11 protein-coding genes are annotated in these 12,105 nt (G+C 42.7%); 4 read left to right on the top strand and 7 right to left on the bottom strand.

The window, feature by feature from the left end:
* Positions 1-127 precede the first annotated feature (127 nt).
* From AC2FA3_RS06615 to AC2FA3_RS06605, 3 genes are all read right to left on the bottom strand, one after another.
* Positions 128-514, bottom strand: coding sequence for a hypothetical protein (locus AC2FA3_RS06615; protein ID WP_490508902.1), 387 nt, complete (start codon positions 512-514; stop codon positions 128-130).
* A gap of 165 nt (positions 515-679) precedes the next feature.
* Positions 680-1,723 carry a lipoyl synthase gene (gene lipA / locus AC2FA3_RS06610; RefSeq protein WP_490508901.1) on the bottom strand — a complete coding sequence of 348 codons (1,044 nt, stop codon included), beginning with the start codon at positions 1,721-1,723 and terminating at the stop codon, positions 680-682.
* Positions 1,724-1,920: 197 nt separating this feature from the next.
* Entirely contained in the window at positions 1,921-2,316 is a 396-nt protein-coding gene (locus tag AC2FA3_RS06605) for a carboxymuconolactone decarboxylase family protein (protein ID WP_490508900.1), read from the bottom strand.
* 398 nt (positions 2,317-2,714) lie between these two features.
* Between AC2FA3_RS06605 and acnB the strand changes: the two genes are divergently transcribed.
* The 3 genes from acnB (at position 2,715) to AC2FA3_RS06590 (ending at position 6,616) form a co-directional block, all read left to right on the top strand.
* The gene (gene acnB / locus AC2FA3_RS06600; protein ID WP_490508899.1) at positions 2,715-5,318 is read left to right on the top strand and encodes a bifunctional aconitate hydratase 2/2-methylisocitrate dehydratase; all 2,604 of its coding nucleotides are present in this window, start codon (positions 2,715-2,717) and stop codon (positions 5,316-5,318) included.
* A 207-nt stretch (positions 5,319-5,525) separates the two neighbouring features.
* Positions 5,526-5,969 (top strand): DUF805 domain-containing protein, encoded by a 444-nt coding sequence (locus AC2FA3_RS06595; protein WP_490508898.1) that lies wholly within the window; start codon positions 5,526-5,528, stop codon positions 5,967-5,969.
* A 200-nt stretch (positions 5,970-6,169) separates the two neighbouring features.
* On the top strand, positions 6,170-6,616 hold the full coding sequence (locus AC2FA3_RS06590) for a PACE efflux transporter (RefSeq protein WP_490508897.1): 447 nt from the start codon (positions 6,170-6,172) through the stop codon (positions 6,614-6,616).
* Positions 6,617-6,708: 92 nt separating this feature from the next.
* Here the strand turns inward: AC2FA3_RS06590 and AC2FA3_RS06585 are convergent, their stop codons facing one another.
* Positions 6,709-7,506 carry an enoyl-CoA hydratase/isomerase family protein gene (locus tag AC2FA3_RS06585; RefSeq protein WP_490508896.1) on the bottom strand — a complete coding sequence of 266 codons (798 nt, stop codon included), beginning with the start codon at positions 7,504-7,506 and terminating at the stop codon, positions 6,709-6,711.
* 317 nt (positions 7,507-7,823) lie between these two features.
* Here AC2FA3_RS06585 and AC2FA3_RS06580 point away from each other — a divergent pair, with 317 nt between their 5' ends.
* Positions 7,824-8,636, top strand: a complete 813-nt coding sequence (locus tag AC2FA3_RS06580) for an alpha/beta fold hydrolase (RefSeq protein ID WP_490508895.1) — start codon at positions 7,824-7,826, stop codon at positions 8,634-8,636.
* A gap of 189 nt (positions 8,637-8,825) precedes the next feature.
* On the opposite strand, the gene AC2FA3_RS06575 is transcribed toward AC2FA3_RS06580, so the two are convergent.
* The 3 genes from AC2FA3_RS06575 to AC2FA3_RS06565 all read right to left on the bottom strand — a co-directional run bounded on the left by AC2FA3_RS06575 (position 8,826) and on the right by AC2FA3_RS06565 (position 12,091).
* Positions 8,826-9,902: an HpcH/HpaI aldolase/citrate lyase family protein gene (locus AC2FA3_RS06575; protein ID WP_490508894.1), complete on the bottom strand. Its 1,077-nt coding sequence runs from the start codon at positions 9,900-9,902 to the stop codon at positions 8,826-8,828.
* Between the two features lie 133 nt (positions 9,903-10,035).
* Entirely contained in the window at positions 10,036-11,265 is a 1,230-nt protein-coding gene (locus tag AC2FA3_RS06570) for a cysteine protease StiP domain-containing protein (protein WP_490508893.1), read from the bottom strand.
* 7 nt (positions 11,266-11,272) lie between these two features.
* On the bottom strand, positions 11,273-12,091 hold the full coding sequence (locus tag AC2FA3_RS06565) for an HAD hydrolase family protein (protein WP_490508892.1): 819 nt from the start codon (positions 12,089-12,091) through the stop codon (positions 11,273-11,275).
* Between the last annotated feature and the right edge of the window lie 14 nt (positions 12,092-12,105).

Below are 12,105 nucleotides of genomic sequence, written 5' to 3'. Positions count from 1 at the left end.
TTAAAGATAAATTCCATTTATCATTCGTAATAGTAAGTAATCTATATGAATAGGCTGGGTTTAGCAATCGCCAACCCAGCCTATTTAGTAAACATGAAAATCTTTGATAGCGAGCTTAATAAGCAGCCTATTTAACGATACTGCCATAACAGCTTTGCAGTGTTTTTGCCACCACTCTAGTAACGAGCTGTGTGCGATAGTTGGCATCTATTGCAGCATTGCCGAGCTCGACGATAGTTACTTGCTGCGGCGCTTGCTCACTGACGCAGCCACAAACTCTACCTTTTACTTCTTCCTCTTGGGCATCTGTCATAGCGACACTGGCAATGCGCCAGGCGTTTTGTTTTTCAATCTGACTGCGGCATTGGTTATCAATCGCAGCTTTAAAGATATTCATCCCAATCTCGTTTGCCGAACCAATTGCCGTGCCAGCATTGGTATTGATATCATTGGTGGCACAGCCAGCCAGCGCAAATGTAGCAAACATGATGGTTGAAGCAAATAGTTTTTTCATAAGTTTTCCTTACTGTTTATCAGTATTGGTTTGAGTATCGTTATTTGATATCAGTGGCGATTTTATTTTACAGATTTTTAAGACTATAACGGCAAAGATAAAAAATAAACACAAAAAAAGAGACCATGATAGGTCTCTTTTTTATATTAATAAAGGTTTTAAAATCTAGCAGCCAAGCTTACCTTCCGCTTCTAACGCCTTTTTGCTACGAATTGGTGCTGGGCAATCTTCACCATAGTATTGACGATCAGCAAAGTAGCTTGAGCGTACCATCGGTCCTGCCCAGATGCTAAAGAAACCAATCTTTTTGCCATAGTCCATATAACGCTGGAACTCATCTGGATGCACATAACGATCGACAGGTGCATGGTCTTTACTAGGTTGTAAATACTGACCGACTGTAATCATATCTACGTTATGCGCTTTTAGATCATCAAGCAGCGCATAGATTTCTTCTTCAGTCTCACCAAGTCCAACCATAAAGCCGCATTTGGTGGCGATATCAGGACGACGCTCTTTATAGAGCTTGAGCAAATCTAAGGAATGTTGATAGTCAGAGCCGGGACGGAAAGCTTTATATAAACGAGGCACCGTTTCAATGTTATGGTTAAACACATCTGGCGGCGTTTCGGTCAATAAATCTAAAGCAATCTCCATACGACCACGGAAATCTGGCACCAAAATTTCAATCAAGCAATTTGGGCTTAGCGCGCGAGATTCGTTCAAGACTTCAACGAAATGAGCGGCTCCACCATCTTTTAAATCATCGCGGTCTACTGATGTAATGACAGCATATTTAAGACCCAGGCCTTGAATGGTCTCAGCGGTATGGCGTGGCTCGTCTTTGTCCAATTCATTCGGGCGACCATGACCGACATCGCAGAACGGGCAGCGACGGGTACAGATATCACCCATAATCATAAAGGTCGCCGTACCATCGGCAAAGCACTGCGGCAGGTTAGGGCAGGCAGCTTCTTCACAGACGGTATAAAGCTTTTGCTCACGCAGCGTGGCTTTGATACGCGCCACTTCAGCAGGTGAGGACATTTTAACCCGAATCCAATCAGGCTTTTTCTTTGCCTCGACGGTCGGAATCACTTTAATTGGGATGCGTGCGACCTTGTCGTAGCCACGTAGCTTTTCGCCTTGGATGGCTTTTTTCGGTTTCGCACGGGCAGCGGGGACGTGGGTTTGTACGGCGTTTGTCATAATCAAATGTTCTCTTAACCCTTGATAGTATAAGGGTTTATGGAATTATTAGAATGTTTTATGAATGAAGCTATTATAGCAGATAATGAGTCAAGGTTTTTTAGGCAATCTTGTTAAGATAACTAAGAAAGCTACTAGGAATAAATAAGGTTTTTATAAATAATAAGACTACTACGAAGCTCACCTTTACCCTAGTTTTATTTATTGATATCAATGTCCATGTCATTTAGTACGTCTATGGCAGCGCGAAACGCTTCTTGGCTGGCAGGTGCGCCGCAATAAGGTAGGCTATGCATCAACACTTCTCGGATTTCAGCGACGCTAGCACCATTATTTATCGCCCCACGGATATGACCTTTTAGCTCAGCGGAACTTTTTTGTGCAATTAAAAAGGCAATCGTAATTAATGAGCGATATTTGCGCGGTAATACGGCGTCATCTTGCCAAGTGCTGCCCCAAGCGTGTTCGATAATCCAATCTTGTAAGGGCTGAGTAAATGGCATCGCTGAGCCAAGCGAGCGTTTGACATGTGCCTCGCCCATCACTTCAGTACGAACTTTTAGACCATTTTTATAATTGGCATTATCGTCCATCTTATTGTCCTTAATATTTACTGGAGAAATCTATTTTATAAAGTCATATATACAAAAATCTGCTGATGAAATCCATCTGATAAGTTATTAGATAATAAGAGTATAGCAGGCACGCGGTTTTTATTTAACCGTCGATGTAGAAAAGGAGAAGAGTAAAATGAGCGGTAAGGTGACAGGTTTACTATTTAAGCGCGTCAATCATATTAGTTATGGCACTATTTTTATAATAAATGTCCAATATGGCTTTATTCTACGCCTTTTCGCGGCTCAGCCATTAACATTTTGAGCGTTTTGAGCTATGATTGCACGGATAATTATTCAATGCAGTACATCGATGTAGGCTGTCATCCTGACTACTCACGTGATGTACTGGTCACCAACCGACGAGGACGACTATTGTGTTAGAAGCTTATCGTAAACATGTCGCAGAACGTGCTGAGCTAGGAACTGTACCACTTCCACTAAATGAGAAGCAGGTAGCAGAATTGGTTGAGCTACTGAAAAACCCACCAGCGGGCGAAGATGCGTTCTTAATGGACTTGTTAGAAAACCGTATTCCTGCCGGTGTTGACCAAGCCGCTTATGTTAAAGCTGCATTTTTAGCCGCTATCGTTAAAGGCGAAGCGACTTCACCACTTATCAGCAAGAAAAAAGCCGTTGAAATTTTAGGCACTATGCAAGGTGGTTACAACGTTCAACCATTGGTTGCGGCTCTTGATGATGCCGAAGTAGCACAAGAAGCTGCTGATGCGTTGAAAAAAACCTTGCTAGTATTTGACGCGTTCAATGACGTAACTGAGAAAGCTGAAGCTGGTAATACTATTGCTAAAGAAGTGGTTCAATCTTGGGCGGATGCTGAGTGGTTCTTAAGCCGTGATGCTGTACCAGCAAAGACCACTTATACGACATTTAAAGTAACGGGCGAAACCAACACTGACGACTTGTCTCCTGCACAAGATGCGTGGAGCCGTCCTGATATCCCATTACATTCATTAGCCATGCACAAAAACTCTCGCGACGGCATTAATGCTGACGTTGAGGGTGAAATTGGTCCAATGAAGCAGATCGAAGCCTTAAAAGAAAAAGGTCATCCGCTTGCTTATGTTGGCGACGTGGTAGGAACTGGTTCTAGCCGTAAATCTGCGACCAACTCAGTATTGTGGTTGATGGGTGATGATATCCCGAACGTGCCAAACAAACGTGGCGGCGGTTTAGTACTCGGTAACAATATCGCTCCTATCTTCTTCAATACTATGGAAGATTCTGGCGCATTGCCAATCGAAAAAGTAGCGGTTGATAAGCTAAATATGGGCGATGTGTTTGATATCTATCCGTATGATGGCAAAATCACCAAACATGACTCTGATGAAGTGCTATCAACCTTTAAGCTAAACTCGCCAACCTTGCTTGACGAAGTTCGTGCAGGTGGTCGTATTCCATTAATCGTTGGTCGTGGTTTGACTAACCGTGCCCGTGAATATATGGGTCTTGGTCATTCAGACGTATTTTCTAAGCCAGAAGAGCCAGCTGATACTGGTAAAGGCTTTACCCTAGCGCAAAAAATGGTTGGTAAAGCGTGTGGTCTAGCAGGCGTCCGTCCTGGTATGTACTGCGAACCAAAAATCACTACTGTCGGTAGTCAAGATACCACTGGTCCAATGACCCGTGATGAGCTAAAAGATTTAGCTTGCCTAGGTTTCCAAGCAGACTTGGTGATGCAATCATTCTGTCATACAGCTGCTTATCCAAAGCCAGTTGATATCGAAACTCAGCATACACTTCCTGACTTTATCATGAACCGTGGCGGCGTGAGCTTACGTCCAGGTGATGGTATTATTCACTCATGGTTGAACCGCATGCTCCTTCCAGATACCGTTGGTACTGGTGGTGACTCGCATACCCGTTTCCCAATTGGTATCTCATTCCCAGCGGGTTCTGGTTTAGTCGCTTTTGCTGCTGCGACTGGTGTTATGCCACTTGATATGCCTGAATCGGTTCGTGTACGCTTCGTTGGCGAACGTCAACCTGGTATCACGCTACGTGACCTAGTGCATGCCATTCCTTACCAAGCGATTAAAGAAGGTCTGTTAACCGTTGACAAGAAAGGTAAAATCAACGAGTTTAACGGCCGTATTTTAGAAATCGAAGGTTTAGAAGATTTAACCGCTGAGCAAGCATTTGAATTGTCTGATGCCTCTGCTGAGCGTAGTGCTGCTGGTTGTACCATCACGCTATCTGAAGCGTCAGTGACTGAGTATCTAACGTCAAACATCACCTTGCTTAAGTGGATGATTTCAGAAGGTTATGGCGATGCACGTACCATTAGTCGCCGTATTGAGCAAATGCAAGAGTGGCTTGCTAATCCAAGCCTGATGCGTGCTGACGAAGATGCAGAATATGCTATTGACATGACCATCAATATGTCTGATATCAAAGAGCCGATTCTTTGCTGCCCGAACGATCCAGACGATGCTAAAACTTTGGCAGATGTCGCAGGCGACACCATTGATGAAGTATTCATTGGTTCATGTATGACCAACATCGGTCACTTCCGCGCTGCCGGTAAACTGCTACAAGATGTCCCTGCAGGTAGCTTGAAAACTCGTCTATGGATTGCGCCACCTACCAAAATGGATGCGCGTCAATTGATGGAAGAAGGTTACTACAACATCTATGCACAAGCTGGCGCTCGTACTGAAATGCCAGGTTGTTCATTATGCATGGGTAACCAAGCTCGTATCGCACCGAACTCTACTGCGGTATCAACGTCTACCCGTAACTTCCCGAACCGTCTCGGTCAAGGTGCTAACGTCTATCTAGCATCAGCTGAATTGGCTTCTGTTGCTGCGGTACTTGGTAAATTACCAACTAACGAAGAGTATCAGCAGTACGCTGGTATGCTTGATAGCATGGGCGAAGAGGTATATCAATATATGAACTTCGACCGTATGGAAACCTATACTGAAGAAGCGGATAAAATTAACGTTGCTCAGTTGACCTAATTTTCGTTAAAGCTTAATGTAAAATTTTTAAGTTTTAATAATCTTATTTAAATAGAAACCCCGTATCATTATGATGCGGGGTTTTTTTATAAATTTAAAATATACCAATAATGATTTGCAAACTTTTATTGAGTGTTTATAATCAAAGTCGCTCATTCACCTTTAATTACTAACTCTTATTTTTAGAGACTAAAAATCACTTAAGTTATGGAAAATAAAAATATGCTTGATAAAGTAACGCCACCACCTTTACCGAATACTAGGATGGTTAATAATCATAGTGTTGAAGCAAACTATGGCATTATTGATTGGTTTAAAAAAGGATTAAGAAATTATACCAACTTCTCTGGTCGTGCTCGACGTAAAGAATATTGGTTTTTCGTATTGATACAAATGGGTTTGTTCATCATAGCGATGATTTTAGATGTGATTATATTTAATTCAGAAACGGGACTATTCTATATTGTTGTAGTACTTGGTCTGTTTTTGCCGGGCTTAGCGGTGACTATTCGTAGATTACATGATACCAGCCGTTCAGGATGGTGGTTTTTGCTATCCATTTTGCCATTAATAGGCTCTATTATATTATTGGTATTTCTAGCGAGCGATACCAAGCTTGAAACCAATCAATGGGGTCCGCCAGCAAAATAAGCCTTTTATTAGTCTTGTTTTGCGGTAAGCGTCGACTGGTTTCTCGCCTTTGGTTTCTTGTCTTGGCTCCTGTATAATATAGGGGCAGGCGGAAACCGTGGCTCTGTATGTGACTTATCTTTTTCTATCTCGGGACGGACCGATACTTTTCTAGGCAATTTTTTGTTTATACTAAAGAGCCAAGTGCTTTGGAGTTTTGGTTGATTATTTTATCCCCACTCAAACGTCGTATCGTTTATGTGACCATCTTTGAGCTTATCGCTGTCATTGCTTCTACCTTTGTATTAATGAAACTAAGCGGCGGCGATGCGACAGAGTCGTTACCCGTTGCTGTGATGGTGTCATTGGCTGCGGTTATCTGGAACTTTTTATATAATACTGCTTTTGAAGCGTGGGAGCGGCGCAAGCAAGTAACTAAGCGCACGTTATTAATCCGTAGTGCTCACGCCTTGGGATTTGAAGGCGGCTTGGTATTGATTTGCTTGCCGCTATATATGATTTGGTATGATGTCGGTTTAATCAAAGCCTTTATGATGGAAGCAGCGTTATTGCTATTTTTCTTGGTTTATACCTTTGTATTTACTTTGGGTTTTGACAAGATATTTACCTTACCGCATCATTATAAAACCGCATCTGCTTCTTCATAAGTAAATAGATTAATGGTATTAAATGACCCAAAAAAAAGGCTGCTATTAGGCAGCCTTTTTTTGGTAGTACAGACGATATCATTATTAGGTTTTTATTTACCTTGATAAACGGGCTTACGTTTTTCCATAAAGGCGGTGATACCTTCAGCAAAGTCAGCGGTTTTGGCCATCATGGTTTGTTGATCCACTTCCATATCGAGCGCTTCATTTAAGCCCGTAAAAGCATGAACATTAATCATATGCTTCATTGATGCCAAGGCTTTGCCCGGTAAGTTGCTTAGCCGTGTTGCCAATGCCAGTACGCTGGCGTCAAGCTCATCTTTGCTCACGACGCTATTGACTAAGTTTAGACGCGCGACATCATCGCTAGTGAGTTTATCGCCCAGCATCACAAGCTCAGTCGTTTTCGCCGCACCAATCAATTGATTCAATAAGTAAATGCCGCCCGCATCTGGAATCAAACCGATATTGACAAAGGCTTGCACAAATTTGGCATTATCAGCGGCAATACGGAAGTCGCATGTTAATGCCAAATTCATCCCAGCACCCGCCACCGCACCTTCTAATTTAGCAATAATTGGCTTATGAATATTACGCAGTTTTAGGCTTACTTCTGCCACTTCTCTGAGCATAAAATCAAGCTTTGCTACCAATGCTTCTGATTCCATACCGTTCTCTAACATCTCACCGATATGACCGCCACTAGAGAAATTATTATTCGACCCTTGTAATACAATCACGCGCACGTCGGCATCTTGATCCGCTTGATCAAGCGCGTCCATCATTGCGCCTTTTAATGGTGTGCTAAACGCATTTAGCGTCTTAGGGTCATTCATGGTAATAGTGGCAATATGGTTTTCGCTATGATATTCGACCAGAGGTTGTGACATATTTGGTTTCCTTAGTAAGAATGTTAGATAAGCATTACTAATAACAATGGACGTTATGATGGATAGGGTGCTTAGGTGTAACAAGTCATTCAAGCTGATTACTATAGCAGCTTGCTATGATTATAAAAGCGAGTTTTGTGGGCGCTTAAGGCACGGACAAAAATATTTTATTTTTCCTTATTTTGATATATTTATATTATTGAATATATACTATCTGCCGTACCAAAATAATGCTATGAAGTATTTGCTTGGTGCATTATGCTAGAAGGCAGATTTTAAAAGGTTTGATTTTTTATTACACCAACAAGGAAGTGGTTATGCCAATGATAAATGTAAATAATGTCGATATTTATTATGAAGACAGTGCGCCCGAGGATAAGCAAAAACCTGTCATGGTATTCGCTCATGGTTTGCTATGGAATACGCGCATGTTCGACAATCAAGTTGAGTATTTTAAATCTGGCTGCCGCTGTATTGCATTTGATTTTCGGGGACAAGGTCAGTCTGAAATCACCAAATCTGGCTATGATATGGAGACACTGACCGAAGACACGCTAGCATTACTGGAAGCGCTGGATATTGATAAATGCCATTTTTTAGGGTTATCCATGGGTGGTTTTGTCGCTCAGCGTATCGCGCTAAAACGTCCAGAGCTACTGCTATCGCTAACGTTACTTGAAACGTCGGCAGACCCTGAAGACCCAAAAAACGTGCCACAATATCGTAAGCTGATGAAAGCTATCCGCTGGCTTGGGATGAAACGTGTCAGCCAAAAAGTCATGCCCATTATGTTTGGCAGCAGCTTTTTGACTGATAAGTCGCGTAAGGCTGACCGTAGAGAATGGCTAGCGATACTACAAAGTAACCGTAAGGATGGGATCATTAAGGCGACCATGGGCGTTATTGAGCGCACGGCAACCTATGATCAGCTAAGTGACATTAAGGCGCCCACCCTTATTATCGTTGGCGATGAAGATACGGCAACACCTTATGCAAAAGCTGAGCGGATGCATTTTGCGATTAAAGGCTCGAAGCTTGCGGTTATCAAAGGCGCTGGGCATACGGCGACGGTAGAAGAACCTGAGCAAGTGAATAAGGTGATTAATACCTTTTTAGCAAACTGTGTCTAACTTTGAGCTAAACTGGAACCAGTCTTGAATAAAGCATCATAATTTATAAAGTGATGAATCTTTTATACTAAAAAAAGCCGTTATCTTAAATAGGATAACGGCTTTTTTATTGAAACTTAGATTAACAGATTAACTTTAAAATGGCAGTTTTAAAAACATACTCTAAAGCAGTAAGGTTAATGTCTTTATTTATAATCTAGTCGTATAGTCAGTATTGATATCATCAAGGGTACCAAAAACCTCGGCGCGATTGACGATTTCTGTTGCCCATGCACGGTGTGTGGCAGGCTCGAGCATGGTATCGTTATATTTAAATACCGCTTTTGCCTCGCTATGTAATATTGCCTGCGCTTCATCCAAGGTACTTAACGGCACACAATACGCTTGCTGTACCAAAGCAATCTGACTGGGATGAATGACTGTTTTGCCGACCAGTCCCAAGTTTACATCACGCATCAGCTCTTTCATAAACAGCGTTGGCTGCTCTAAGTATTCAAATACTGGCGCGGTAAGATAAAAACCATGCGGTACAAAGCAGCCAAGCAGCTGATAGGCGAGCGTACCAATCGGGGTATCATAGACGATGCTATTTTTAGGACGGCGCAAACGTAGCGCTGCAAATAAGTCGTTACCACCGATACGTAAGGCAAAAACAGGCTGGCTAAAGGCTTCTTTAAAGCCGATTGCCAATTCTTGATTGTGATGCGGGTTAAACAGCGCTGCCGTCTCAAGCGTCGGCATTAATAAATGCTCAGTGCTTAAATTCTGACACGCCATGCGCCAATTAGACAAGCTATACATATCGACTTTTGGCATCACAAAACCGTCGACCAAATCAATATGAGCAAAATCTGCCAACTGCTCTAACATCGCTGGATGACGCGGACGTATAAATACTAAAGGTCTGGTTGGCTGATCGGTTTGTGCTTTTGATTGAATGCCATGTTTTTTTGCTGGGTCATTGATACTATCGACATGCGCTGCCCACGTATGTAGCAGCGTTTGCAGTCGTATGAGCGCTAGCTCAACATCGCTATGGCTGACCGCATCTTCTAAGCAGATAATAATACTGTTAATCGTCGATAATTTTTCGCGCGTAATGACTTGCCAAATATCTTGCCGCGTCGCAGGCATGTAAAGGCTGGCGCCCAATTGATACGGGTGATGAGTATGCGGCTTAAGCATCGCATGACGCTCAGTAATCAGGTGGGCGTAAGACTGATCGTTATTATAAAGGTTGGACTCGTTGTGCGGTATATCGGACATAGTTGGCATCGTAAATAGTGATAAATGAATGGTTTATAGAGGGAAGGTCATAGCATAAGGACGTATGATAAAAACAGCGCTGCTAGTGCAATATGGATACATTTCTTTCGCAATGCATCAATACATTAATAAATCATGAACGATCTGTTGCGCGCTGCTTGATCAATGTAATCGCTTGATAGGGGAGTATTTTAGCACCTAATACCGTGATATTGATATCACGCTCGCTACATAAATGGCGCAATAACACCGTATCAGGGTGATCGGCGGTTGCGAGCAAGATGCGCTCAGGATCACGGCGTAATATCGCTCGTGTCGCCTCTGCAATGGTCGGCTTAATGCGATTGCGGTTGCTAATGTCATACTCTGCTGCCAGCATATCGATTAAATCCGCGGTCTGATAACGTGGTTGCTTAAACGTTTGCAAGTATTGGAGAGGCGTAGACAATGCCCGCCGTGCAGTATCAATATGATCAACAAAGGCTAGGCTATGATCTACCTCAACCAAGCTATCATAAAAGACACTACGATGTAGCCCCGATTGTGGCTCAGTATATAAACTGCGTGATATTAGTCCCGATATGGTGCTGTTCAATAAACCTGAAGGAATCAGCCAGTCATCCTCACTGGCTGCTAGCCAAGCAACGCCAGCCGGATCAGCAAGGGTTAATAAGGGAATAACATTTTCACCTTGATGAAAAATATTGGCAAAATTTGGATGATTAGGGTTACTAAAAACGTCTAAGCTACGAGCCAGCTCTTGGTAAATAGCCCCTTTACCCGTCCAGCCATCGACAAATACGATGTCACTGTTTGGATGAGTGTCTAATATCATCTGTAAAGCAACGGCATCAAGACCGCGATCGCGAATGATACTGATACCATAATGCACGCTTGGCAACGCATAGCTGCTGTTGGCATCTGCTAGAGCGCGCTGCAATAATACGCCAACTGGCAAACCTGCACGTACCAAGCTGACTAATACTAATGGACGTTCAGTATCTACAGTTTGCTGAAAAATCTGCTGTAGCGTATAAGCCAAGTTAGCAATATCAGTCGCGGTTCTGGTTGTTCCTTGCTCTAATGCTTGCTGATACAATTGCTCGTGTATGGCAGTTGGTGCTTGCTCTAACGTCAACATGTCTGAATAATGGCGCTGACCGCTTTGAATCAGAGCTTCTTTTTGGCTAACCGGTACATCGGCAACTGACGCTTTATCAACGATGTCGAGCAGTACAGTTACATCGCTAGCGAGATAACTACCTGAGCCATATGTATTTAGTGTTTGCGTCATAGCTTTGGTCATTGAATACTCTGTAGTTATAATTGGTTTTACGGCAAGTATCGCGCTTAGGGTGGTCATTTCAAGGCTATGCTTGAAGCTTATTATGCAACTGACCATGATTGGGCATGCCATACCAGTCAAGCAATTGCAAAAATGGTAAATCGGCCAAGCTATCACCAAAACCAAAGCTTGGAAGCTGATGGTCTAAATGATTATCTAATAAAAACTGTACTGCATGACGTTTATGAACCGCGTGCGGCAATATCGCCAGATTATTCGCATTCACGTGCACATAAAAATCTTGCTCAAAGTCACGTATTAACGTTGGCAAATTTTTAGCTAGCTCTACTAACGCTTGATGTTCTTTTTGCGCGTGCTTAATAGCCAAATAAATGGTCAATTCTTCATTAGCAGAACCATTATTAAAGCTATCGATATGCGGTGTAAATACCAGCTGGCTGCTGTCATTTTCACTATGACTAGCAAATAATTGGCTTAGTTGCTCCAATTTATCTTGCAGTGGTGCAAGCTGACTATGCATACGCTGTTGCCACTGCGCTTGTAACGTACCGTCTTTATCAAGAATAATCGCACCATGAGTTAAGACTTGCCAACTGTCAAAAGGTAGCTTAACGCGTTTGATTTCACTGCGGTCGCGTGCGGTGACCACTATCAATTCGGTACTAGCCAATAGCCAATTAAAGAACGCAGCTTGGCGCTGACTCATAAAACTTAGTGGCTTACCTTGTTTATTAACGGTCGCGCAAACTAAGTTTTCTGGTTCAGCCGTCGGCAAATTCCATGCATCGATTTTACGTTGGGTTTGAAAAAGCGTATCGTCCAAATCCATCAGCGCGTAGGGTTTAACGATATCGGGGTTGGTTTGAAAAAATAGGGTAGTCATATTATTTGCCATAA

The organism is Janibacter sp. CoH_79_TC_3 (genome assembly GCF_058197955.1).
This window is presented reverse-complemented; position numbering and strand designations above follow the sequence as displayed.

What these genes read in the sequence shown, in the direction of transcription:
- AC2FA3_RS06615 (WP_490508902.1), bottom strand. Translation starts at nt 514, where the DNA reads ATGAAAAAACTATTTGCTTCAACCATCATGTTTGCTACATTTGCGCTG.
- lipA (WP_490508901.1), bottom strand. Translation starts at nt 1,723, where the DNA reads ATGACAAACGCCGTACAAACCCACGTCCCCGCTGCCCGTGCGAAACCG.
- AC2FA3_RS06605 (WP_490508900.1), bottom strand. Translation starts at nt 2,316, where the DNA reads ATGGACGATAATGCCAATTATAAAAATGGTCTAAAAGTTCGTACTGAA.
- AC2FA3_RS06595 (WP_490508898.1), top strand. Translation starts at nt 5,526, where the DNA reads ATGGAAAATAAAAATATGCTTGATAAAGTAACGCCACCACCTTTACCG.
- AC2FA3_RS06585 (WP_490508896.1), bottom strand. Translation starts at nt 7,506, where the DNA reads ATGTCACAACCTCTGGTCGAATATCATAGCGAAAACCATATTGCCACT.
- AC2FA3_RS06580 (WP_490508895.1), top strand. Translation starts at nt 7,824, where the DNA reads ATGCCAATGATAAATGTAAATAATGTCGATATTTATTATGAAGACAGT.
- AC2FA3_RS06575 (WP_490508894.1), bottom strand. Translation starts at nt 9,902, where the DNA reads ATGTCCGATATACCGCACAACGAGTCCAACCTTTATAATAACGATCAG.
- AC2FA3_RS06570 (WP_490508893.1), bottom strand. Translation starts at nt 11,265, where the DNA reads ATGACCACCCTAAGCGCGATACTTGCCGTAAAACCAATTATAACTACA.
- AC2FA3_RS06565 (WP_490508892.1), bottom strand. Translation starts at nt 12,091, where the DNA reads ATGACTACCCTATTTTTTCAAACCAACCCCGATATCGTTAAACCCTAC.